Genomic DNA, 22,862 nt, shown 5'->3' with positions numbered 1-22,862 from the left:
TCTCATGAAATAATAACAAACTCTCCTGAGATTTTGCTTCGTCAATTGCTATGCAATTTCCTTGCAATGACAGAAAAAACGCCCCTTACTCACCACCTAAGAAACATAGCTAATTAACAATTTCTCCTAAAATAATTAATAAATTTAGGAGAATTAATGACTAAAGAACAAATACCTACAGTAGATAAAACAAAAAACATCTTTTTTTAAGTTTTTTACAAAAAATAGTAATAACTCTAATACTCAGGATTCACTAACATCACCACGTTCAGATGATGATATAGAGAGGGATGTTTCTAAAAAAGAAGCTTCTTAAGAAAATTCAAAGCATTAATAGACAAGAATGATGAAGCTGCACTACATTTCTATTTGATAAAAATAATAAGTATATCTTACATGATGCGGTTGAGGATAAAGAACAAACATTAGTTGAAAAAATATTAGAATTAGCTAAATACGTAACAGAGATAACCTATAACGATTCAACAGTGTTACATTCAGCAGTTACAGGAATTGCTAACAAAGAGATTATCAAAACTTTATTAGCAAAAAATCCTTATTTAGTAATGATCAAAGATGCTTCAGGTCTTACTCCATCATATTATAATACTAGTAAAGAAATATTAGAAATATTGCAAAATTGTGAACGAGATATTATAGACCGGCTTAATATAGAACCATGGCATGGTTGGGCAGAAGATAAAATATTTAGAGATGATATGTCTATAATTGGAAAAAATAAGCATACAATAATGGAGCTTGTATAAAAATTTTGTAAATTATCGGACAAGCATCTTCCTTGTAAATTTAACATAGAGTATTGGATTTGCAAGGAAGATATAGAAAGTTCTTTAATAAAAAACGGTAAGTATGTAAAACTTACCGATTAAATTTAAAGCTTAAAAGATTATAATTCGGTGATAGGGATATAATTGATATTTCCATCTTCTCCTATCAATGGGTAATACTCTGTTTGAGGGTTATAAGCATCATAACTAATTGATGTTTGTAATGATAGTTTTTGTGCTAATATTATCAATTTTTCTTCATATAACTCAAAAGATTTGTTTAAATCCTCTTTTGTAATCTTTACAGTTTTAGCTTCATTTGTATTTATTTTGAGCGTTTCAATATTTTCTGTTAAGCTATATTTTGTTAAAGTTACTTTTTCTAGTAGGGGACAATATGCTCTTATTTTTACCAATGCTGTGTGTATGTGTGTTGGAATACTTAGAACAAGTTTATTTAATAACATCTAATACCTTAAAAATTTTGAAGTGGCAGCATACAAGCCTCACTTATTAATGTCAACATCAATTAACATATTATTATAAATATTAATAAATGCTCATATAATTTTCTTTCACAAAATCGAAATAAACTGTTATTAATATAAAAAACCAATCTTAATCTAATATATGCGTTCTTTATTTGTAATAATTATATTCTTTCTAATGAGCAGTTGTAATTTAAAACCGGTATATAGTGAAAAATACAGTAGAAATAATGATTTAGAAGCTATTGAAGTTGAACCAATTCGCACAATTGAAGGGGCTGAGTTTTATCATCGTTTAACTAGTATTTTACCTCAGAAAGCACAAGCAAAATACCTGCTTAAAGTAAAGCTTATCGCAACAACTATGCCTGCTACTATTGAAAAAAACTCCAATGTTTTAAGGGAATATATTAATCAATTAGTTAGATATAAATTAATTGATATAGAAAGCCAAAAGGTTTTAATTGAAGAGAAGTTTTACCAAAACATGTCATATAATGCTATTTTTACACCATATGCGACAAATGTTGAAAGAGATAAAACAGGAATAGAGTTGGCATATCAAGCAGCAGAAGAAATGCGTAGCAGATTAATTTTATATTTTACACGGCAATAGTTAAGCTATGAAATTTTATTTTTCACAAATAGGTAGATTATTTGAACTAATAACATCCGGAAAGATTAGAGCTCTTTTACTATATGGTCCTGATAAAGGTTATATAGAAAAAATTTGTAAGCATTTAGTAAAAAGCTTAAATATGCTACAAACTTCTATAGAATACGCAGATCTTAATATTTCATCTTTAGAAACATTACTTAATTCGTCTAATTTTTTTGGTCAAAAAGAATTAATTAAAATTAGATCGGTTGGGAATTCAATCGATAAGAATTTAAAAACAATTTTAAACAGTGATTATATAAATTTTCCTGTATTTATAGGTGAAGAAATGACTTCTAGTGGGAGCATTAGAAAGTTTTTTGAAACGGAAGAATATTTAGCAGCAGTTGCTTGTTATCATGATGATGAAGCAAAAATTGAGCGAATTATTTTAGGTAAAGTAGAAAAAACTAATAAAGTTATAAGTAAAGAAGCTATCACTTATTTAAAAGCTCATTTAAAAGGTGATCATGATTTAATTTGTAGCGAAATAAATAAATTAATATATTTTGTTCACGACGCACGCGAAATTACTTTAAACGACGTTCTAGAAGTTATAAGTAGCGAAATTACGGCAAACGGCAGTGATTTAGCAATGTATTTTTCAAAAAAAGATTATAGTAATTTTCTGCAAGAGCTTGATATATTAAAAAAACAAAATATCAATGAAGTTTTAATTATTAGAGCATTAATAAGGCATTATTTAAATTTATATATAGTTTTGTCGAAAGTAAAAAACGGTGAGTGTTTGGAACTCGCAATAAAATCATTATCACCACCGATTTTCTATCAGTATATTAATGATTTTACGAAGATAGCAAACGGTCTTAGCCTCACTGAATGTCTAAAGACTTTAAAAGTGCTACAACAGGCAGAAGTGGATTATAAGTTAAATCCTGCTAGTTTCGATTTATTTCAAAGTATACTCCAAAGTCAATGAAGAGTAGACGAAGTTTAATTTGGAAAAGAGCAAGGAGACTATAAAGCGAGGAGCGGAGCGTATACTTAATACGTGAGCACCGTAGCTCTTATAAAATGACGTAGCCAATTTTTCAAATTAAACGAGTATACATTATGCCTAGACCTGATTTTTCTGACCCTGACAAACAAATTCACGAGATAATTAGAGTTAATCATGCCGGAGAATATGGTGCAAAAAGAATTTATCAAGGACAGCTAAAATATATTAAATCTCAAAATGATCATATATTGATTAAAGAAATGCTTGACCATGAAGAAGTGCATTTAAATTTTTTTGAAAAAAAATTACTGGAAAAAGAAGTGAGACCCACGTTTTTATTATTTTTTTGGCATCATTACGGATTTTTACTTGGTGCCTTATCTTCCTTGATGGGAATAAAAACGGCGATGCTTATTACCGAGAGTGTAGAAGAAGTAATAGAAAAACATTATGAACAGCAAATAAATTATTTAGAAAATAAAAATGTTGAGCCAGAATTATTAAATAATATTATTAAATTTCGACTTGATGAAATTGAACATAAAAATATTGCTATAATGAATGATAGTACTGAGGCAATATTTGCAGAAATAACTAGTAAAATAGTGAAGATAATTTGTCGTATCTCTATAATTTTAAGTAAGAAAATTTAGAGTTAACAACTTAATTAGTTAAAAAATCTAGAAATATTTTACTTCTAAGATATTAAGAAGATAATAAAAAAACACTAGTAATATTATTAGAAATGGTGATGAAAAGAAAAACTTTTTTTAAATTTGTTCTTTATTTTCTGCATTTGTATTTTTTAGAATTAATAAATAAAGGGGTCAGGGGTTAAGATCCGTTGCTGTAAGACAACAACCTCCATTATACTTCATGATTTTACTCACTTATAATAATAGACTCCTGGCATAACTTAATATTAAGTTTTGATAGATTGGTCTTGCAACAATGGAGTTTAAACATTATTAGCGGTCTGTCTATATATTAGTTGAATAATATTTAAAGAGTCAAGAGATTTTAGTTGTCTGATAATAAATAATGTAATTCTGAGTTGCGGGGTATATTTTCTATATAATCTCCTTCTAGCATTTGCTTTTACATCAATAATAATTTATATTTATTTTCACTCATGCGAATAGCAGATTACTTTTGTAGTTTGTTATTGGTGATAATTAGGAAATATAAAATAACAATATGAGTCAAAAGATAATTTTAAATAATTCATATTCTATTACTAAATCGCACTTATTCCATATAGTAGACCCAAGCCCTTGGCCCGTCCTAACATCTTTTGCTTTACTTCTTTTGGTTATAGGCGGCGTCTCGTTCATGCATGGCTACAAATTTAATATATATATTTTATCTGCAGGGATTATTTCAGTAGGTTACTGTTTATATTCTTGGTGGAGAGATATAGTGAAAGAAGGAATAGTCGAACATCAGCATACTAGTCCTGTTAGAAAAGGTTTGCAAATAGGTATGGCGTTATTTATCTTAACGGAAATAGTATTTTTTGGTGTATTTTTTGCTTCTTTTTTTAAATCAAGTCTATCACCCGTAGGTCTTTTAGACGGTGTATGGGTTGTAAAGCAGGGCATTTGGCCTCCACCTACAATTAAAACTTTTGAGCCGTTTGATATTCCTTTTATCAATACTTTAATACTACTCTTATCAGGCACTACCGTTACTTGGGCTCACTACGCCTTAGAAGAAAAAAATCAAAAAGATTGTGTAACTGCACTTGCTCTTACCATATTGCTTGGAATATTTTTTACAACTATGCAGGCATATGAATATTACCATGCGGCGTTTAAATTTACAGATGGTATATATGCTTCTAATTTTTATTTAGCCACGGGTTTTCATGGAGCTCATGTAATTATAGGTACTATATTTCTAATAATTTGCTACTTTAGAGCAAAAAGAGGAGATTTTACTACAGAAGGTAATGGACATTTAGGGTTTGAATGTGCTGCATGGTACTGGCATTTTGTAGATGTGGTTTGGTTATTTTTATTTACGTTTGTTTATGTATTTGGAAGTTAAATTATACTACATGTGATTATAATGTTACTTAAAATAAGTGTTTTTAAAATATTTTTGCATATTAATTAAAATTGCATATATTTAGGAGTTGATTTATATATAAATAAATTATACATTACTTTTTAAATGCTAATTATTTTATTGAGGTAAAACATATGAACTTTCCTATTCGTAAATTAAACGAAGAATTAATCGATTATAATCTATCATTACGCATATTATTTACTATTCTAAGCGTGGCTATTATTATGGTAGCTTTTGATAGCTTAGGTGGTACTGTAGGCGATCCTGTAGGTGAGGCATTATGTAAGTTAATTAAAGTATTCAGAGGCAATACTGCAAAAGGTATAGCTGTTGTCGGTATAATTGTTCTGGGAATTCAAACATTAAGAGGAAAATTGCAGTGGGAAGTAGCTTTAGTGGTAGTTACTGCAATCATTATATTATTTAAAGCTCCAGATATTGTGAATATGGTGTCAAGTGATACTAATAGCTCAAGTTGTGGTGTTTCCTAATACACAAAAAAATTATTATATCTTTAGTAATACCCATAAAGCTTTGGCTTATGGGTATTTTTATTTTTAAGTGATGTTGTTGCATAGCCCCTATGTCATTCTTGCAAAGGTAGGGACAAGACAACCTGAATATAGGTTACATATTTAATAAAAATAAACATATAAAAACTTGTTTTTATATGTTTTACTGGATTCCGCCTACGTGGGAATGACATCAATTGCCTTTATACTCAGGTCAACAGCAACATTCGTACAATACTCAATAGTGTTTTAATTGTTTTGATGGATCAAGTGATTAAACCACGGGATGACAGTAGATTTTGTCGGTCTATGCAACAACATCCTCACTTAAATAAAAGTCCTAATCTATTACCTATAACAATATCAATATATTTTGCTGTAATAGGGATCCCTTCAATATTCATTTCTAGATATATTGCTTGTTTTGCAGGGATTTTTGTTTGTAGTTTTGTAATGGATACATATTCATCTAAAGCTTGATTATTAGTATCCATTACTCTTACTTTGATTATAGGATCGGAAATTAAATAATCAGACTCATTAGATAATTTATAAAATATCTTCATACCGCCTATATGACGAGATTTGCCTAAATTAATTTCTTCTATCTTTAATTGATCATATTTACCTAAGAATTTAAAGCTATCTATTAGTAATATCACTAAACAAAAAATTATAAAGCTAGTCCATAATATTGGAAATATATTATATTTTTTCTTAGGAGGAATATACGGTAAAATAACCGGCACATTATTAGCATTGTAATGATTTTTAATAGTTCCCGTGTTTACTTTATCTTTAAAGTCATTTAGTATACTAGTATTATAGTCTAATTTCTGATACCACAAATGGCTACATTTGGAACATTTTACTCGTCGTCCGTTAATACCTATTTGATTGCTTGTAACAATAAATCTTGTTTGGCAATTTGGGCAAGTAATATGCATAGTTAATTATAATTATTATGTTTGATTTCATGATAATCTCATTTATTATTTTTGGCAATAAAACAGTTAAAAGATATGTCCTCTCTTATTAAAGAAATTGAAGAAGCTTGGCAAATTAAGGACAAACTTCTTCAAGATTCTTCAAAGCTTATAACATTAAAGCAAACTCTTAATGATAGTATAGAAAGCTTAAATCAAGGTACGATTCGTGTTTGTGAAAAGAAAGAAAATAGTTGGCACGTTAATGAATGGGTAAAGAAAGCTATATTGCTATATTTTATCACTACGGAATCACAACTTTATAATAACAATTATAATAGTTGGTATGACAAAGTTGCGCCTAAATTTTCTGCAGATACTGATAAAAATACATTCAAAGAAGCCGCTATACGCAAAGTGCCCGGAGCTGTTGTTAGAACCGGTACTTATATAGCTAAAAATGTTGTAATTATGCCTTCTTTCATTAATATAGGTGCTTATATAGATGAGGGCACAATGATTGATACATGGGCTACTATCGGTTCATGTGCTCAAATCGGCAAGAATTGTCATATTTCAGGCGGCACGGGAATAGGTGGGGTGCTTGAGCCGTTGCAAGCAAAGCCTGTTATCATTGAAGATAATTGTTTTATCGGTGCAAGATCGGAAATAGCAGAAGGTGTAATAGTAGAGGAAGGAGCAGTAATTAGTATGGGGGTGTTTGTCGGTAGCTCTACAAAAATAGTATACAGAGATACAGGTGAAACTATTTACGGCAGAATTCCGGCTTATTCCGTTGTAGTTCCAGGAATATTACCTGCTAAGGAAGCCGGTAAGCCTGGACTTTATTGCGTAGTTATCGTAAAACAAGTCGATAAAACTACTAGAGCTAAAGTAAGCATAAATGATTTACTGAGATAGATAGATCAAGGTGAGTGTTCATGGGTTTTGCACTGTCACCCCGTGGCCTGACCACGGGGTCCAGAAAAAATAACTTCAATATTGTTACCTACACTACATGTTTAACAAAATAAACATATAAAAATAAATTTTTATATGTTTTACTAGATTCCGTGAATAAATCACGGGATGACAGAGAGGAATAATAAGCCGCTTAATACCAGTGAAAGGTTACAGATCAATAATATCGCCGATTATACCATTAAGATATCCCTCTCTTTGTTGTTGTTCTGAAATATCTGTTTGTTGAATTGCTTTATTATTTGGGTTTCCTAAGAATATTGTATGCCATAAGCATTGCATCTCGTTGTTTTTGAGGATCACGTACAACACCAGCTGCTTTAAAATATGATTCTGCAGCATCTGTTTCCTGTTGTTTTTGAAAGCAAAGTTCGTTTCCTTGGGCCATATATAAATCATATTTTATAGGCTTCTCAGCCTTAGTTATAAGACTGTCATAACATTTTAATATAGAGTCTAATTTATTATTCTTTCTATAAAATATGATAGCTGGGTCTTCACGTCCTAAGTTAAATAGCATATCGTCGATTTTATTGTACATTTCTTTAAGTTCTTCATTACATGTTAGAGCTGCATTATAATTAGCTAAAGCTTCATTATAATCTTCTGCTTCGCTCAATATATCGTATTTTAGAGTAGCAGCTAGCTATAGTTTGAGTCACTTCTGCTTTGTCCGAGTACTTATTTACACTCTATGGCTTCTTTATAATATTGCACTGGTTGATCGTGTTTAGGTTCTATATTTTTTATAGAAGATAGATAGTGATTTTGTATGAATCATATTTCAATTAAGGAACTATAGCAATCATTGGATTGAGATAATGTTGTAGATAACATTTCTTCAAATAATGATAATTCTTTAATTTGTAGGTTTAATACATATCGGTAAGCTTGAATAACCGGTTTATTGTCTGTGAATTTCTCAATAGAGTCTAAAATTTGCAATTACCCCTATAAGGTTATTAGCTTGTTTGTTTAATATGATAGCTTGAAATGCTGATAATTGTGCTAATTCCAAACAAGAAAGAGTTTTTTCTATAGCCGGTATTGTATTGGAGAACTTGGTAAATATGGTTTAATATAACCCTTATAGTTAAAAATTTTTGAGTAGTTAAGAGGTGTATGTACATTAAAGTCTTCAAAAATTGATTGGATAGTATTAATTATACATTCTACATTTATCTGTATTTGTGTATGTAAATTTTCTATCAGACTGTCTTGTTCCTTTAACAATGAACTTAGCTGCTTTATCTCTAAATTTTGTACTCCTTTTTTCTCTTCTAGGTGTTTTAGTTCTAGAGAGGTTTATTCCTCCATTTTGAGAAGTAGGTTTATAGAAAATTTTTATATCAGAGAATTCTAATATATCCTTGTTAATAGCAATGCTATTTTGTACATCGGTATAATGTTTTTATGATTATTTTCATTATGTTGTGTTATTACGCATATAACATTTCCTTTTAATTTGTTGTGTTCTTCTGTAGGAAAAATTTTTTTAAAGTCTTCTATAATCCTGTTAAAGATACTAGGGGATTTTACGGTCTCTTCTTTTGCTACTATGATAAATTTTAATTTATCGGTCATTTGAACTAGCTTGTGAATGAAAAATACATTGATTAACTCTTGCACTGTATCGGGTACTCCGTTAGAGCATTCCCAAAATACTTTTTCTGCAATTTCAAATTTTTTGGGATCATATATAGCCGGTTCATATTTATGCTGAATTTCCGGCGTTGTTTCAAAATCAAATAATTTATCAAATGTAAATTCTTCACCGTTTTTGATAATCTTAAGGTTGTTCTCAAGAGCATTTAAAAATATGTTTTTTCCGCTATAAGGTAATCCTATTACTACTCTGTAGCTTCTGGTGTTTTTCCTGCTGGTATTAGTGAATAATTCCAGTCAATGCATTGAGAATATTTGCTTTTAAGGAATCAAGAGCAGTTTCTTCTTCTGTGAAAGGTTTAATATCAATTTCTGTGGGCATTTTAAATTTCATATATAACCGCTAATCTATTCTTTAATATAAATTTTTATACTGTCGCTTTCGCTGCTATCGCTGATAGCTCTAATAATAAATTCACCGGCTTTTGCTTTCCATATTACTGCTTCGTTTGGTTTCGCGGTTGCTATTAATTCATTTTCCACAAACCAAAAAATGTTGTTGGTTTTATTATCGCTAATCGCACTAAAAGTAATGTTATCACTATTTTTAATTGAATGTACGGAATTTTTTAACGGGTATATAATTTTAGGTTTTTGATGATGCCAATTTATCAACCTATTGCAATGGTTTGTAGGTATCGGTTTTGGTAATATATGTATTCCTGCTTTTTGATAAACCGCAAGCATATCTGTTGGCCATAAATTTACTGTTTTATATTCTGTTTGTCCTTTAATAAAGTTACAAGCAGGCATACCGGTTTTTAAATCTATCAACATTTTTCTATAAATACCGGATTGTTTTATCGGTGATTTGCCTTGAATGAATAAGGTTTCTGCTTTAACCGGACACATATCGTTATCGATATCTCCCGTATCTGCACAAACTTTTACTTTAGTAATATTTAGTGCATTAATTTTTGAAAGGATTAAATCCTCATCTTTATTTGGTCTAGCTATGGATTCGATAATATTAAAGAATAAAGGGGCTGCAGCAATATTACCCGTAAATGTTCCGTGAGTTTGCCCTTTGAAATCCCCAACCCAAACAGCAAGTACGTATTTCCCGAATATGCCGACGCTAAGTGCATCTCTAAATGAGCTGGAAGTACCTGTTTTCCAATAAATCGGTAAGTTATGCCTTGTATTATTATAGGTAATAGGACGAGTCGTATCTTTTATAATATCAAGTGTTAAATAGCTTGCCTCGGGGGATAGTAGTACGGTGTCTGTGTCATCCTTGTCCTCTCCTGTGTCATTCCCGCGAAAGCGGGAATCCAGTAAATCATATGAAATTTTTGTTCCAACATTTAGGTAATTTTTTATGGATTCCTGCTTTCGCAGGAATGACATAGTAGTATCCAATACTTTTCTAAGCGGTTTATAAGTACCGAAATTAGCAAGCATAGCATAAAGAGTAGTTAACTCTTCAAGAGTAATTTCTGCTGTGCCGAGCACTATAGATAAACCGTAATTTTCAGGTTTTCGTAAGCCGCTAATTTTTGCTTGTTGTAAGAACTCATAAAAATTCGGGTTTTTTAACTTAGACGCTAGAAATATTACAGGTACGTTACGGCTTTTTATTAACGATTCTCTAGCACTTAAACCGCCTGCAAACCTACTATCAAAATTTTCCGGTTTATAATAATCATAGTAAGTAGGTGTATCCTTTAGTAAAGTTAACGGATGTATTAGTGATTGATCAAAACTAAGTGCATAGACAAACGGTTTTAAAGTTGAGCCTGGAGATCTATGGCTTTTAGTGCCGTTAATCTGTCCACAAATATCGTTATTAAAAAACTCTCCGGAGCCAATACTTGCAAGCACTTCCATAGTAGTAAAATCAATAAGAATTACGGAGGCATTATTAATGCCATATTTTTTCCGATCATTAATATATAGCCGAACTTGTTGTTCTATAGCAGCTTGCAGATTTTTATCTATAGTAGTGCGTATAATAGGGCTATCATTATTTGCTAGTATGTCTAAAGTAAAATGCGGTGCAATAAAAGGAAGCTTTTTATTTTGATTAAATTTAACCGGCAAACTAATTAACTTATTATAAATAATATCTTGTGGGTGAATCGTGAGCCACTCGGTAAATAGATGTTTACGTGCTTTAAAAATATTAATATCATTCCCGCCTCTTTTAAGCGGATTTTGTGGGATTACTGCAAGGCTTAGAATATCGATCAAATTTAAATCTTTTAGGTCACGATTGAAGTAAATATAACTGCCGGCTGCTATCCCTTCAATATTACTACCGTAAGGCACTAGATTTAGATAAGCTTCTAGGATTTCATCTTTTGAATAATGTAGCTCTACATGAATAGCTTTAATGATTTGATGGATTTTACCAAGAATAGTAGAAGAGTTTATTCCATATCTTAAACGTGCTACTTGCATTGTTATAGTAGAGCCGCCTATTTTACGATTATTCTGTAAATAAGTAGAATAAAAAGCTTTGGTTAAAGAAACAGGGTTAACGCCAAAATGCGCATAAAAATGCTTGTCTTCATATAATAGTACTGTTTCTATAAAACTTGCCGGTATTTCACGTATAGGAGTGAATATCCTATATTTATCGTCTTTAGAAAGCGAAATACGCATTAACTCACCGTTTCGGTCAAATACTCTTTGTGAGAAACTTACGTCTTTAAGTAAAGGTGCAGGAGGAATAGCAAAATATAATATTATAATGCTGCTGATTGTAATAAAAAGTAATTTGGTTTTGAGAGACAAAGTAATATACCTTATAGTTTAATGTCATTCCCGTGTAGGTAAGAAAGCGCGGTTGCGTGGAACGATTTTTGCGTCATTGCGAGGAAAAACTGCAAGTTTCGACTAAGCAGTATTGGAAAAATTCCTGAGATTGCTACGCTCACTAACGTTCGCTCGCAATGACGACTTGGGTATTCATGCGGGAATGACATCATGTTATATAACAATCATTATAAAGCATTTTAAAAATAATGAAAATTTTAATAGTATAGCTTGCATGTATAGAAGTAATATCGTATAACATTCCACGAAATTTAATAAATTAACCAAACGTTAACAAAATAACATTTCCTATAAATACTAAAATATCATATAAAATCCACGTTACTATCCTATTTTATAACTCATCAATATAAATTTTTACATAATATAGATTATGTATCATTATCTTTAATAACAAAAAAGTATTAATATTTTAAGTAATTGCTAAGATTTATTAAAGAGAAATTAGATATTATGGAAAAAATATTAAATCTATAAATTCTAAACTTACAAAATTATTCTTACTTAACTGTGCTAATGCTGCAATCCTTACCGCTGTGACCGGGGAAGCAAGAGCAGATATAGAAATCTATGATATATTGAACCATACTGCTGACTACCAAATATTAACTCCTGCTCAAAAGCTTAATGTTATAAAAGGAATTCAGGACCGTACAGATTTTGGTGACCTTGTTGATGATCTTATGCCGGGGGAAAGAAGATTATTCAATAACACAATAATAGAAGTCACTAGACTTCAAGCAGTTGCTTCTGTACTTAACGGTGCTAGAGCAAGAAGAGAAGCACGTGCAGCCGGTGTTGAAGTTGTTGATTTAACAGGTAATACAGCAGTAGAAACAGGACGTAACGAGCAAGAGATGGCTCTAGAAAATAGACTTCAAGTATTGGAAATCCTTGCTAAAGCTGAATGGGCAAATGCTGTCAGTATTAACGATAAAATTAAAAAGGCTATACATTGTATAACATAGAAAATTTAAATCCACCTTTGGAGCAGTTAAAATATATAGCTATGACAGGCGGTGTAGATGCTAATGATGATTTAAAAGTTGTAAATAATCTGTAAGAAGCATCGATATTAATGCTAAATACTCTGAATCAGGAAACAGCCCTTTATTAAATAAGTTTAAAAGCGTAGCTACTCCGGAAGCAAAACATAAATTATTAGATCAATTTAAAAACTATGTTAATCAAAACTTAGTTGAGCTTGAGTCTAAACAATCTAGTCTTCCCATAAGACAATCCGTAATGAAGTTAGCTGATCCTGCAATAGTAGTTAATTATTGAGAGCAGATGGCTAAATTAAAAGAAGCATATATTGATAACGGTAAAATTAAGATAGTGAATGAAAACGATAAGGTAGTTGATGAGCAAGGTCTAAAAAGTTATAACAAGATTTTAAAAGATACCGGTTTAATAACTAAAGATTTGGATGGTAAGAAAATGCAGGCATTGATAAATAATTTCAATGCTTTAACAATGAGTGATTTGGTACTTGTCCTAAAAAAGACTGTAGGTGAAATAAGAATAGATAATGAGGGTCTAGTAGGTCTTGTAATATAGTACCTCAAGCAATGGCAGGAGTAGTAGTACCGCCTCTTCCGCCTCTACCGGGTGGAGTAGCAGCTCCTCCGGCAGTTGTAGGTATAAGACTTGCAATAGCTAGGGATATAGCAAATCTAGATGTCATAGGTGATGATGAACTAAAATTAGCAGGTTATAAATCTAAAGGCAAAAGAAGATGCTGCATTAAGAGGAAGAATAGCTGCACCGGCACCGGTTTGTAGGCAGAGCAGTCGCAGAAGTTCTTGTAGCTCCGAATACTTTAGACAGATTATTTCATAATGAGATGTATTTAGCTAAAAATAATGGAAATCCCGGAAAGCTAGAAGTAAGAACATTAGATTAGGTGCAGAAACAGATATTTAGGGATTACTATCAAAACACTTTTAACTTTAGAAGAAAGGAAAAGTTCACTTGAGTCTTTAGCATTATTTTCAGAAGCAAAGCCTGATAAAGCACAATTAATGATAAAAGCTGAGAATATTTGGAATAGACTAAAAGATGATGATGTAATAAAGCAAATTTCAAGGCAAGCTTTAACTTTAAATAATAAAATAGCTAACAAGGAATTTTTTAAAGAGCTATTTAATGAAGAAGAACATAATGCAATAGACCATTAAACTATACTTTTGATAAATTACCGCTGGACTTACAAAATCATATTACGGCAAGAAATACTGAAATAAAAATAAAAGATGAACTACAAGATAAGAAAACAATTATATCAAGAATAGATTATATTGCTAAAAATGAAAATGTTTTAGGAGCAAATTCTTTAAATAATGAAATAGAGATAAAATTTCCTGATGTACTAGATCTAGCTCCTAATAAAGGAGAAGTACGCGATAATATAGCCCTTACTCAAATAAATAATTGAATTAATAACAATATTGTTAATTTAACAGTGGAAAGTAATATAGATAGAGGCTAACATTTTTACAAAATAAAGCTGTACCGGCAACATTATCAAGAATTTATGAAACGGCAGTTGATACTAACGCTAGATTACTAAGAAAAGTTTTAGCCGATAATGCAGCTGGTTTATCTAAAGCTTCTAAAACCATTACAGAGAAAAATATAACAGACGCCGTACAAAATAATTTTAATGCAAAAATGAAAGCTTTAATACCTAATACTAAAGATTTCTTAAAAGAGGCAATTGTAAAATTTCTTAATATAATAAGTGATGAGAAAATAGAAGCGGTATTAAAAGGAGGAAAAGCAGCGAAAGCTGCTAATACCCCTGTTATTGCACCAGTAATAGTGGTAGCAGGTGGACTGCCACTACCTACGAGGATAGGATATAATGGGCTTGGTATGGACGGTTTAGTCAGAAAGAGGAACAGTCTAAAGCCTATCGTAAATCTTTTTCCTAAAAAAATGCTGCGGTTGCAGTGGCAGTAGCTTATATTGCTCCTACTTCTAAAATAGGGGCAAAAATACGAACCCGTTGTTCAAGCTATAGCAGCTTCAGTTGACACGGATTTAAAAAGAGAGTGAGCAATAAAGACTCAAGGAAAGGAAAAACTAAAAGCATTAATTGTAGAAGAAGTTTTTGAGAAATATACAACTAAAAATGCAGATGCACTTGATAGTAATATAAATCAATTAGCTCAAGCTATAAAAGAAGGCACCAATATTGAGTTCATAGGTCCTAAAAGAGAAGTAACAAGTGGTTATAGATCAGGAAACAAGAAATCTATGTGTTAGAATGAATCAAGATGCAGGATTAATGCAGCAACTTAAAGCGAATAATTCTAGGTTAGCAGCAATTATAGAAGCGGTAGCTGTAAATGAAGCAGAAGTTGCTACAAGACATCCTGAGTCAGCAGCAGCACAAGCAGTAGCAAATGGAGACGTAAGCTATGGTGGAGTAGTTGTGTAGTAGCTCCTGCTGTTGCTTCTGTGGTTCCTGTTGCACCGTTGGTTTTACCGGCAGATCCTGAAGAGGATGCAGAAGAGGTAATAGCTGTTCCTGCAGTTGCAGCTCCATTAGCACCGGCACCGGTAGTTATTAATATGGAAGATGTAGGGGTAGTGCCGCCTCCGGTGGAAGAAGCTCCACATACTGGTGCAGAAATTATGATTGTTCAACGTATAGAGAGGATTGTTCCTGTAGAGGGCAATATTGAAGACTTTGATTATAAAGATGATGATTTTAACATTGAAGAAGATTATGAAAATGATGATTATAATATAATACAGGAGCGAACAAAAGTAGAAGTATCTAGTGGTACAAATAAATCAGAATCTAAGGATTCTGAAGTTAGCCTTGAAAACTCGAAGCAAGAGGAAGCTAGACAAGAAGAGGAGGTAAAAGTCGTTGCTTCTATAAAGGAAGCCGCAGAAGCAAGCATTGCTGAAGCTGTAAGAGTTGAAGCTGCTGAAGTTGTAGAAATGCAAAATGCAGTAAAACAAGACGAAGAAATGATTGGAGCAATATATAATCCGATTCATGATATCACTCAAATGAGCTGTAATATTATATCGCATAGAATGTTCTCTAGGGCTGTGGTTGCTGCGGGTGATGAAGATGAAAAAGTGTTAGATAAAAGCCTTTGGATTGCAGGTACTTACGGTACTAATACGCAAAAAGGTTTTGCCGGTTATAAAGGTCATGCTGTGGGTGGTACTATAGGTTTTGATATTGGTTCTGATAACTACAAAGATTTAGTCGGTATTGCTTATACTAAATTGGATTCAAAGTTTAACGGCAAATACTAATATCGATATCCATATCGTAACTTTATACGGACAAAAAGAATTACCGAAAAACTTTATGATACACGCTATGTTTGTTTACTATCATAATATAGTAAAGAGTAAATCAACCGTTTAGGTACTATTGCAACCGGTAAATATTAAGAATTATAATTATAACTTTGAAACTTTATTAAGTTATAATCATCTTATGAATGGTGATATTACTCTTACTCCAAATCTTGGTATAAGATACGGCCACTCTAAAGACGATACATATAAAGAAAGTGATGTTGTAGGTATTCAGCATTTGAGTATTGCTTCTAAAAGCAGCATTTATAGAGCGGTATTTTAGGCGGTTCTTTAGCACCGCAGAAAATAGCTGAAGGTTTCAGTGTTATGCCTGCACTTCAAGCATCTGTAGAACATTACTTAATGATAATAGTAAAAAACTTAATGCTAAAGTAAAATGGAAAGATAGAGAAGTTAATAAAACTATCGCATTACCGAAGCAACCTAAAGTCGCTTATAATATCGGTGCTAGCGTTTTAACTGAAAAAGATAATGTAAGCGTATTACGTGAATATCACTGTCATTTACAAAAGCAATATCAAAGCTATCAAGGCTTTGTGAAGTTGAAAGTGAAGTTATAACAGTCAAAATCGTCATTGCAAGAAAAAACTGTAAGTTTTGACGAAGCAATCCAGTAAAAAATGCTAATTTATAGCATTTTTTTTGTGGATTACCACGCAGCCTACGGCTGCTCGCAATGACTATTATGGACCCACGCTAGCAATGCACTCTCAAGAGTCGTAAATAATACTTATTACTCGTCTCTTACTACTAACACTGATATATCTGAATGACGGACGATTTTAGAAGCATTAGGTCCAAGCATATAATCTTTTAATTGTAGTCTGACTGCAGAGATTATGATTAAATCGGCTTTAATTTCATTAGAGTGCTTAATTATTTCATCATAAACGGCACCGCTACCTATATAATAATCTGTTTCAATTTCATCGGGAATATATTGTTTGATAAGCTCTTTAATTTGAGCTTTATACTTTTCTTTTTTTTCTGTTCTCCAATGTTTAGGTAAATAATCTTCAAACATTTTCGTACCGAATTCAGGAATGACATACATAAAATGTAATTTTGCTTGAAAGTTCGTCGCAAGCATTAAAGCCTTAGAAAGAATACCTTTTATAGATTTTTTATCATTTAAATCTATAGGTATCAGTATATTTTTAAATATAGTATTTTCAGACATAAGATATTGTTAGTTTTTGTTTCTTACTGAATCATGTTTTGGTAGAACAAAATTTTTAGTATCGGCGAAATAGTTAATGTCCAGGTTATTTAATAAGTAATTAGAAAGTTTAAAATTTGCTACGTTTCTATGAAAAGCTCCGATAAATTTATCTAAAATATCACGATTTGCCTCATCTCTAGTTACTAGGATTGCCGATACTTTTACTGTAGTTTGATTATCGGTAATCCCTGGATATAAGCCCTTATGAAGTATGGCTTTATGAAAAGCTCTATTTTGTTTTATTAATTCCGTTATTTTATCATTTTCAATAGAAATGAAATCAATTTCACACTTATTAGCTATTAAATTTACTAAGGGGTTAGAATGTCCAACCATCATTATTATAGCATCTATTTCCTTATTACAGAATTGATCACTAGAATCTTCATAATTAATGTGTAGCTCTTCAGGTTCCTTAGCAAATTTATATAAAGAACGTACGACATCATAAGTAATATGACTACTGGAAAATGCTGGACCGTTAGTTATTTTTTTTCCGTCAATATCAGCAAAACCTTTTATTTTATCCTCATCTTTTACAATAACCGTAAAAAACTCATCATGTAGATTAAGCACCTGACGTAAATTTTGCATTTTTTCTTGATCGTGATAATAACCTATGCCCTCATATGCTTCTACTGCAATATTAGATTGCACTAGGGCTAAATCAATTTTGCCTTGTTGTAATAATTTTAAATTTTCTATACTACCGTTTGTTGCAACAACTTCGCATTTAATATGTTCATTATTTTTATCGTCATTTGTAATAGTCTTGCATAAATCAAGTCCAATAGCATAATATCCTTTTAAAATAGAGCCGGTACCGATTTTAATGACTTTTGGAGCAGCATAAATATTACTGCAAATAAGAAATATGCTAATAATAGTCGCTAGTTTAAAATTGTTCATAAAGCTAATTTGAATTATTTGTGGTATTTTGGTCTTCTTTATGTTCATCAAGTTTTAGTTCTAATAAATTAATAGCACCGATATTTATTCCTTTGTCTGAAAACTCAATATCAAACTTAGCTTTTTCTATATTGTTGTAAGCTGAATTTGAATCATTTTGCTCTGTATTTAATTGCACGTCGGAAGCTTTATTAATTGCTTTAGCAATAATTGTTTTAATTATTTTCTTAGAATAAATAATATTATTCGGTAATAATTTATCAACTATGGAATTATAATTTTCCAGCTCAAAATATAGTTTTCCTTTCGGTAATTTATTGGCAAAGAGTTGTAAATCACCGTTTAAATTAACTTTAGAATCATTATCACAAGTAAAAATAAATCTTTCTATATTAAAATTTTGTAAAATAGCTGAATCTTCTCCGTCTTCAGCAAATTTTAAAGAAGCAGCAATATCTAAATTAGCATTTTTAAAATTCAAAATATCTTTTTCTGAATAATAATTCATGTTTAAAAATAAGGATATATTTTCCTCACTTGCTAAATTCTGTTTTCTTATAAGAAATGCTAAATCATTAATTTTAAAGATTTCTTGATTATCTTTAAATATCAATAATGCTTTATTATTTAACTGAGTTGATTTTAATATTTCTTTTAAATTATCATCTTTTGATATTTTATATAAAGGTTTATTAAATTTTCCTATACCCTTTATGTCATCATCGCTGCGTACATCATAGGTAAATGTTTTGTCGCCGTAATTATCGACTTCTCTAATAAAAGGACCGAAATTAAGAGCGGCTCTTTTAGTACTAAAAGCTATATTTAGGACAATATTTTCGCATGTAAATTCTTTAGAATTTACATGATCAATTAATTTTACTTTAGGATCCGTTACGGTAATTTTCCAATTAAAAGGATAGCCTGAAAACTTAACTGCATTATAAGATATTTTAAGATTATCGGATTCAGAATTCTTCATTAAACTTACAACGTTATTTTTTATAGTATATGCAGTTGCAAACCATATTATAGTAAAGGCTAAAAACACAAAAAGAAGTATTTTACGTATCACGTTTTTAATCCATTATAATGTTATATTACGAGTAGCAGCAGGAAGGCGTACTTTTATGCCGTCTAATTCTTCGGTTAAAATAATTTGACATCCCAATCTAGAAGTATCGGTAAGACCAAAGGCTAAGTCAAGCATATCTTCCTCTGCTTCCGTAGGTTTTTTTAGTTTGTTGTAAAATTCTTCTTCTAAAATAACGTGACAAGTAGCACAAGCAAGCGATCCTTCACAAGCTCCCTCAAGGTCTAGATCGTTACTATGGGCTATTTCTAAAATAGAAAGCCCTATCGGTGCTTCTACTGTTTTTTCTTCTCCATCATTTATAATAAATGTTACTTTTATTTTTCCTGACATTCTTCTTATTTTTCCTTATCTAAATTAGTTCGATTTATATAATATATTATATATAACTGAGGCTATTTAATTTGATTGATATTTTTGCCTTTTAGTAAATCATTAATTATTATATTAAACTTTGTATCCATAGATTTTTTTATTTTGGATTTAAACTCTTTAATAGAATTATTAATTAAGATCCAATCTCTAGCGTGTACGGCTTCTTTTATATTATCTAATAAAGAATTAATTATAGATATCTCACTTTTCGATAATAAAGTTGTTAATTCCGCTATAGCACGTTCTATGCTAAAGATTAAAGCCTCTGCTTCAATTACTGCTTCTTGTAGTAATCTTGTAGTATAATCTATTTTAGCATTTTTATACGCGTTTTCTAACATAATATCAATCTCCGTTTTATCAATACCGTGATTTGGCTTTACTTCTATAGCATGTGATGTATTGCTGATTTTCTCATAAGCAGAAACGGATAATATACCGTCTGCGTCAATAGAAAAAGTAACTTCGGCTCTAATATATCCTGCTTTCATAGGAGGAAGTCCCTTTAACTCAAATCGGGCTAAACTGCGGCAATCGGCAGCCATTTCACGTTCACCTTGTAATATATGAAATTGTATACCGGTTTGATTATCGACATAAGTCGTAAATTCTTTTACGACCGAAATAGGAATCGGAGTATTATGCATGATGATTTTTTCAACTATACCGCCATATAATTCCATACCCAGCGATAAAGGTGCTACATCAATCAATAATGAATTTGTATGGGGTGCTATTAAATTTTCTGCTTGTAATGCAGCCCCCCATACAACTGCTTTATCAGGATCGATATCTGATAGAATATCTATTTTAAATGCTTTATATAATTCGTCTTTTATTAAAGGAATGCGGGTTGCACCCCCTACTAAAATAACTCCGTCTATATTTGGATTTCCTGCTTGTTCTAAACACTCTTGAGCTATATTGATAGTACGTTCTACTAAGGGCAAAATTAATTGCTCTAATGTTTGCTTATTAATTGATATATTATCATTATTAAAACTATCTTTATATGTTAAAGTTTCTTTTGCTTTTTTTGCAAGTTGTAAAGTATCTATAGAATTAGGTAAATCAAATTTATTGCAAAGATATTGTGTAATTACTACATCTATATCGTTGCCACCAAGCATATTATCGCCGTTTGTTGCTATAACTTGAAAAATACCTTCTTGTATATTAAGAATAGATACGTCAAAAGTGCCGCCGCCTAGGTCATATACTAAATAACAGCCTTTTTGATTTTTGTTTAAGCCGTAAGCATAGGCAGCTGCAGTAGGTTCGGCAATTAGCCTTAATACTTCAAAACCTGCTATTTTAGCCGCAAGCATTACTTCGCCTCTTGCTGCATCGTTAAAATGTGCAGGTACTGTTATTACTGCTTTAGTTAGATTAGTCTTTAATTGTTCTTCTGCTTGATTTTTTAGGTAAATAAAAATTTCTGCTGCAATTTCAGGGACTCTCAGTTGTTTATTTGCAAAATTTAGCTTAAGCTCACTACTATTTACATCTAGATAATCTTTAACTAACGAAAAAAGTGCCGGAGTATTTAGAATTTCTTTTAATGTTTTACCGAATAGTCTTTTAATAGAACGCAGTCCTTTATTATTACCTATAGTAAAATTGTTACTTGTAAAATCTATAGTAGTTGGGATTAATTCTTTATCATCTATAGATTTAATAACTTTAACTTTTCTATTAGCTGCAATAGCTATTAATGAGTTAGTAGTGCCAAAATCAATACCGACTGCTATTGGCCGTTCTTGCTTAAAATCAGCTTGCTCCGGTTCCCTAATTTCTATTATTTGCATGATTTTATTTTTTCTTGCAGTTTATGCAGCAATGTCCCAATATATTTAAGCTTGCTAGTTTTTATAGTTGCGTCTGATAGATTTTGTTCTTCAAAAGCTTGTTTTAAAGAATCAATTTCAAGCTTTTTCATTAATTCATATTTGTCTTTTATTTTTTCTAAATCACTAAATAAGATAGTATTTTCGATTATTTCCATTTCATCCCAGAATATGCTTAATTCTAGTGGCGAAAGTAAACTACGTGTTTTTTCGTCATTCAAATTTATATTTTGCAAAAGCAGCATATATTCAGCACGCTTTAAGGCATCTTTAAGAGTAGAGTAAGCGTTATTTAATTCAGCCGCAGTAATTAGATTTTGTTCCTTTTCCTGCAAAGTTTTTGCTTTATCGGGATGATATTTTACCTGCATAGCAAAATATTGCTTTTCTAATATCTTTAAATTAATATTATACTCTTGCGGCAGTCCTAATAATTGAAAATAATTTTGCACTTTTCCTTTTTTGTAATTCTAAACTGCTCTATCATATATCAAAAATTAAAAAAATACAATTATGGAAGTAGATCTATTACATTTTGAAAAAAAATATCATAACTGTATTGTAGCAGGTATAGATGAAGCAGGTAGAGGATCGCTTGCAGGTCCGGTAGTAGCAAGTGCCGTTATAGTAGATAACGCCAATATTATAACGGGCATTAAAGATTCTAAAAAGCTTTCCAAAAAGAAAAGAGAATTACTATATGAACAAATCACTAGTAATTATGTTTGGGCAACTGCTATTATTTCTCATACCGAAATTGATGATATTAATATATTAGAGGCAACTAGAAAAGTTTGTTCTATTGCTGTAGCAAATCTTAGCCTTGAGCCAGAAATAGTGTTAGTTGACGGTAATATGCAGTTTAAGGATGAAAAATTTGTCAGTATAATTAACGGTGATAATTTATCATTATCGATTGCTGCGGCTTCTATTGTTGCAAAAGTTACTAGGGATCGTTTGATGCTAGACTTAAGTGCTGAATTTCCCCAATATTTATGGCACAAAAATTCCGGCTACGGTACCAAAGAACATATCGAAGCTATTAATATACACGGCTTATCACCGTATCATCGTAGGAGTTTTAGGTGTTGTTAATGGTATTGCTTGTGTGGACACTGAATCGTCATTGCGAGCAGCCATAGGCTGCGTGGCAATCTCATGAAATAATAACACACTCCTGAGATTGCTGCATCAAAACTTACAGTTTTGTCTCGCAATGACGATGACGAT

The 22,862-nt window shown here is 31.2% G+C and carries 26 protein-coding genes and 1 pseudogene; 16 read left to right on the top strand and 11 right to left on the bottom strand.

Features of this window, described 5'->3' with window-relative positions:
* Nucleotides 1–488: 488 nt before the first annotated feature.
* The gene (locus TENJIKU01_RS04560; RefSeq protein ID WP_014273228.1) at nucleotides 489–767 is read left to right on the top strand and encodes a hypothetical protein; all 279 of its coding nucleotides are present in this window, start codon (nucleotides 489–491) and stop codon (nucleotides 765–767) included.
* Between the two features lie 140 nt (nucleotides 768–907).
* Here the strand turns inward: TENJIKU01_RS04560 and TENJIKU01_RS04555 are convergent, their stop codons facing one another.
* Nucleotides 908–1,255, bottom strand: coding sequence for a hypothetical protein (locus TENJIKU01_RS04555; protein ID WP_064429368.1), 348 nt, complete (start codon nucleotides 1,253–1,255; stop codon nucleotides 908–910).
* A gap of 163 nt (nucleotides 1,256–1,418) precedes the next feature.
* On the opposite strand from TENJIKU01_RS04555, the gene TENJIKU01_RS04550 reads away from it, so the two are divergent.
* The 5 genes from TENJIKU01_RS04550 (at nucleotide 1,419) to TENJIKU01_RS04530 (ending at nucleotide 5,459) form a co-directional block, all read left to right on the top strand.
* Entirely contained in the window at nucleotides 1,419–1,892 is a 474-nt protein-coding gene (locus tag TENJIKU01_RS04550) for a hypothetical protein (protein WP_064429367.1), read from the top strand.
* Nucleotides 1,893–1,899: 7 nt separating this feature from the next.
* On the top strand, nucleotides 1,900–2,874 hold the full coding sequence (holA, locus tag TENJIKU01_RS04545) for a DNA polymerase III subunit delta (protein WP_064429366.1): 975 nt from the start codon (nucleotides 1,900–1,902) through the stop codon (nucleotides 2,872–2,874).
* 134 nt (nucleotides 2,875–3,008) lie between these two features.
* Nucleotides 3,009–3,548: a demethoxyubiquinone hydroxylase family protein gene (locus TENJIKU01_RS04540; RefSeq protein WP_062811162.1), complete on the top strand. Its 540-nt coding sequence runs from the start codon at nucleotides 3,009–3,011 to the stop codon at nucleotides 3,546–3,548.
* Between the two features lie 544 nt (nucleotides 3,549–4,092).
* Complete coding sequence (locus TENJIKU01_RS04535; protein WP_064429365.1) at nucleotides 4,093–4,944, top strand: cytochrome c oxidase subunit 3; 852 nt, start codon at nucleotides 4,093–4,095, stop codon at nucleotides 4,942–4,944.
* Between the two features lie 155 nt (nucleotides 4,945–5,099).
* Nucleotides 5,100–5,459 carry a TrbC/VirB2 family protein gene (locus TENJIKU01_RS04530; RefSeq protein ID WP_064429364.1) on the top strand — a complete coding sequence of 120 codons (360 nt, stop codon included), beginning with the start codon at nucleotides 5,100–5,102 and terminating at the stop codon, nucleotides 5,457–5,459.
* A gap of 344 nt (nucleotides 5,460–5,803) precedes the next feature.
* On the opposite strand, the gene TENJIKU01_RS04525 is transcribed toward TENJIKU01_RS04530, so the two are convergent.
* Nucleotides 5,804–6,427: an MJ0042-type zinc finger domain-containing protein gene (locus TENJIKU01_RS04525; protein WP_064429363.1), complete on the bottom strand. Its 624-nt coding sequence runs from the start codon at nucleotides 6,425–6,427 to the stop codon at nucleotides 5,804–5,806.
* Nucleotides 6,428–6,502: 75 nt separating this feature from the next.
* Between TENJIKU01_RS04525 and dapD the strand changes: the two genes are divergently transcribed.
* Complete coding sequence (gene dapD, locus TENJIKU01_RS04520; RefSeq protein WP_064429362.1) at nucleotides 6,503–7,327, top strand: 2,3,4,5-tetrahydropyridine-2,6-dicarboxylate N-succinyltransferase; 825 nt, start codon at nucleotides 6,503–6,505, stop codon at nucleotides 7,325–7,327.
* A 298-nt stretch (nucleotides 7,328–7,625) separates the two neighbouring features.
* Here the strand turns inward: dapD and TENJIKU01_RS04515 are convergent, their stop codons facing one another.
* From TENJIKU01_RS04515 to pbpC, 3 genes are all read right to left on the bottom strand, one after another.
* Nucleotides 7,626–8,006 carry a hypothetical protein gene (locus TENJIKU01_RS04515; RefSeq protein WP_082894518.1) on the bottom strand — a complete coding sequence of 127 codons (381 nt, stop codon included), beginning with the start codon at nucleotides 8,004–8,006 and terminating at the stop codon, nucleotides 7,626–7,628.
* Nucleotides 8,007–8,746: 740 nt separating this feature from the next.
* The gene (locus tag TENJIKU01_RS04510) at nucleotides 8,747–9,016 is read right to left on the bottom strand and encodes a hypothetical protein (RefSeq protein WP_064429361.1); all 270 of its coding nucleotides are present in this window, start codon (nucleotides 9,014–9,016) and stop codon (nucleotides 8,747–8,749) included.
* Between the two features lie 384 nt (nucleotides 9,017–9,400).
* Entirely contained in the window at nucleotides 9,401–11,791 is a 2,391-nt protein-coding gene (pbpC, locus tag TENJIKU01_RS04505; RefSeq protein ID WP_064429360.1) for a penicillin-binding protein 1C, read from the bottom strand.
* A 578-nt stretch (nucleotides 11,792–12,369) separates the two neighbouring features.
* On the opposite strand from pbpC, the gene TENJIKU01_RS04500 reads away from it, so the two are divergent.
* The 8 genes and pseudogenes from TENJIKU01_RS04500 to TENJIKU01_RS08930 all read left to right on the top strand — a co-directional run bounded on the left by TENJIKU01_RS04500 (nucleotide 12,370) and on the right by TENJIKU01_RS08930 (nucleotide 16,448).
* A complete protein-coding gene (locus TENJIKU01_RS04500) occupies nucleotides 12,370–12,801 on the top strand; it encodes a hypothetical protein (protein WP_064429359.1) in 432 nt (143 codons plus the stop codon).
* Between the two features lie 322 nt (nucleotides 12,802–13,123).
* Nucleotides 13,124–13,393, top strand: coding sequence for a hypothetical protein (locus TENJIKU01_RS04495; protein ID WP_064429358.1), 270 nt, complete (start codon nucleotides 13,124–13,126; stop codon nucleotides 13,391–13,393).
* An 11-nt stretch (nucleotides 13,394–13,404) separates the two neighbouring features.
* A pseudogene (locus TENJIKU01_RS04490) lies at nucleotides 13,405–13,675 on the top strand (hypothetical protein).
* A gap of 182 nt (nucleotides 13,676–13,857) precedes the next feature.
* A complete protein-coding gene (locus tag TENJIKU01_RS09125; protein ID WP_179945611.1) occupies nucleotides 13,858–14,013 on the top strand; it encodes a hypothetical protein in 156 nt (51 codons plus the stop codon).
* Nucleotides 14,014–14,506: 493 nt separating this feature from the next.
* On the top strand, nucleotides 14,507–14,797 hold the full coding sequence (locus TENJIKU01_RS09740; protein ID WP_064429357.1) for a hypothetical protein: 291 nt from the start codon (nucleotides 14,507–14,509) through the stop codon (nucleotides 14,795–14,797).
* 268 nt (nucleotides 14,798–15,065) lie between these two features.
* Nucleotides 15,066–15,278, top strand: a complete 213-nt coding sequence (locus TENJIKU01_RS09735; protein ID WP_227779983.1) for a hypothetical protein — start codon at nucleotides 15,066–15,068, stop codon at nucleotides 15,276–15,278.
* 38 nt (nucleotides 15,279–15,316) lie between these two features.
* Nucleotides 15,317–16,117 (top strand): autotransporter outer membrane beta-barrel domain-containing protein, encoded by an 801-nt coding sequence (locus TENJIKU01_RS08535; protein WP_227779981.1) that lies wholly within the window; start codon nucleotides 15,317–15,319, stop codon nucleotides 16,115–16,117.
* A 121-nt stretch (nucleotides 16,118–16,238) separates the two neighbouring features.
* Complete coding sequence (locus TENJIKU01_RS08930; RefSeq protein WP_064429356.1) at nucleotides 16,239–16,448, top strand: autotransporter domain-containing protein; 210 nt, start codon at nucleotides 16,239–16,241, stop codon at nucleotides 16,446–16,448.
* Nucleotides 16,449–16,919: 471 nt separating this feature from the next.
* Here the strand turns inward: TENJIKU01_RS08930 and TENJIKU01_RS04465 are convergent, their stop codons facing one another.
* From TENJIKU01_RS04465 to hscB, 6 genes are all read right to left on the bottom strand, one after another.
* A complete protein-coding gene (locus tag TENJIKU01_RS04465; protein WP_012736528.1) occupies nucleotides 16,920–17,366 on the bottom strand; it encodes a universal stress protein in 447 nt (148 codons plus the stop codon).
* Nucleotides 17,367–17,375: 9 nt separating this feature from the next.
* Entirely contained in the window at nucleotides 17,376–18,317 is a 942-nt protein-coding gene (locus tag TENJIKU01_RS04460) for a TAXI family TRAP transporter solute-binding subunit (protein WP_064429369.1), read from the bottom strand.
* 4 nt (nucleotides 18,318–18,321) lie between these two features.
* The gene (locus TENJIKU01_RS04455; RefSeq protein ID WP_064429355.1) at nucleotides 18,322–19,392 is read right to left on the bottom strand and encodes a hypothetical protein; all 1,071 of its coding nucleotides are present in this window, start codon (nucleotides 19,390–19,392) and stop codon (nucleotides 18,322–18,324) included.
* A gap of 12 nt (nucleotides 19,393–19,404) precedes the next feature.
* Nucleotides 19,405–19,743 carry a ferredoxin family 2Fe-2S iron-sulfur cluster binding protein gene (locus TENJIKU01_RS04450; protein ID WP_064429354.1) on the bottom strand — a complete coding sequence of 113 codons (339 nt, stop codon included), beginning with the start codon at nucleotides 19,741–19,743 and terminating at the stop codon, nucleotides 19,405–19,407.
* 62 nt (nucleotides 19,744–19,805) lie between these two features.
* The gene (gene hscA / locus TENJIKU01_RS04445) at nucleotides 19,806–21,593 is read right to left on the bottom strand and encodes a Fe-S protein assembly chaperone HscA (RefSeq protein ID WP_064429353.1); all 1,788 of its coding nucleotides are present in this window, start codon (nucleotides 21,591–21,593) and stop codon (nucleotides 19,806–19,808) included.
* Nucleotides 21,584–22,084 carry a Fe-S protein assembly co-chaperone HscB gene (gene hscB, locus TENJIKU01_RS04440; RefSeq protein WP_004996487.1) on the bottom strand — a complete coding sequence of 167 codons (501 nt, stop codon included), beginning with the start codon at nucleotides 22,082–22,084 and terminating at the stop codon, nucleotides 21,584–21,586. Before hscB ends, hscA begins: the two co-directional genes overlap by 10 nt.
* A gap of 61 nt (nucleotides 22,085–22,145) precedes the next feature.
* Here hscB and TENJIKU01_RS04435 point away from each other — a divergent pair, with 61 nt between their 5' ends.
* Complete coding sequence (locus TENJIKU01_RS04435) at nucleotides 22,146–22,727, top strand: ribonuclease HII (protein ID WP_064429352.1); 582 nt, start codon at nucleotides 22,146–22,148, stop codon at nucleotides 22,725–22,727.
* Nucleotides 22,728–22,862 lie beyond the last annotated feature (135 nt).

Source organism: Rickettsia sp. Tenjiku01 (assembly GCF_001653015.1).
GTDB classification, from domain to species: Bacteria; Pseudomonadota; Alphaproteobacteria; order Rickettsiales; family Rickettsiaceae; genus Rickettsia; species Rickettsia rickettsii.
Note: the sequence above shows the minus strand (reverse complement) of the source record. Positions and strands in the feature narration are given on the sequence as shown.

Excerpts from the sequence above, each read along its gene's own strand:
- TENJIKU01_RS04555 (WP_064429368.1), bottom strand. The coding sequence starts at position 1,255 with ATGTTATTAAATAAACTTGTTCTAAGTATTCCAACACACATACACACA.
- TENJIKU01_RS04550 (WP_064429367.1), top strand. The coding sequence starts at position 1,419 with ATGCGTTCTTTATTTGTAATAATTATATTCTTTCTAATGAGCAGTTGT.
- holA (WP_064429366.1), top strand. The coding sequence starts at position 1,900 with ATGAAATTTTATTTTTCACAAATAGGTAGATTATTTGAACTAATAACA.
- TENJIKU01_RS04540 (WP_062811162.1), top strand. The coding sequence starts at position 3,009 with ATGCCTAGACCTGATTTTTCTGACCCTGACAAACAAATTCACGAGATA.
- TENJIKU01_RS04535 (WP_064429365.1), top strand. The coding sequence starts at position 4,093 with ATGAGTCAAAAGATAATTTTAAATAATTCATATTCTATTACTAAATCG.
- TENJIKU01_RS04530 (WP_064429364.1), top strand. The coding sequence starts at position 5,100 with ATGAACTTTCCTATTCGTAAATTAAACGAAGAATTAATCGATTATAAT.
- TENJIKU01_RS04525 (WP_064429363.1), bottom strand. The coding sequence starts at position 6,427 with ATGCATATTACTTGCCCAAATTGCCAAACAAGATTTATTGTTACAAGC.
- dapD (WP_064429362.1), top strand. The coding sequence starts at position 6,503 with ATGTCCTCTCTTATTAAAGAAATTGAAGAAGCTTGGCAAATTAAGGAC.
- TENJIKU01_RS04495 (WP_064429358.1), top strand. The coding sequence starts at position 13,124 with ATGGCTAAATTAAAAGAAGCATATATTGATAACGGTAAAATTAAGATA.
- TENJIKU01_RS09125 (WP_179945611.1), top strand. The coding sequence starts at position 13,858 with ATGATAAAAGCTGAGAATATTTGGAATAGACTAAAAGATGATGATGTA.
- TENJIKU01_RS09740 (WP_064429357.1), top strand. The coding sequence starts at position 14,507 with ATGAAAGCTTTAATACCTAATACTAAAGATTTCTTAAAAGAGGCAATT.
- TENJIKU01_RS04465 (WP_012736528.1), bottom strand. The coding sequence starts at position 17,366 with ATGTCTGAAAATACTATATTTAAAAATATACTGATACCTATAGATTTA.
- TENJIKU01_RS04460 (WP_064429369.1), bottom strand. The coding sequence starts at position 18,317 with ATGAACAATTTTAAACTAGCGACTATTATTAGCATATTTCTTATTTGC.
- TENJIKU01_RS04450 (WP_064429354.1), bottom strand. The coding sequence starts at position 19,743 with ATGTCAGGAAAAATAAAAGTAACATTTATTATAAATGATGGAGAAGAA.
- hscA (WP_064429353.1), bottom strand. The coding sequence starts at position 21,593 with ATGCAAATAATAGAAATTAGGGAACCGGAGCAAGCTGATTTTAAGCAA.
- TENJIKU01_RS04435 (WP_064429352.1), top strand. The coding sequence starts at position 22,146 with ATGGAAGTAGATCTATTACATTTTGAAAAAAAATATCATAACTGTATT.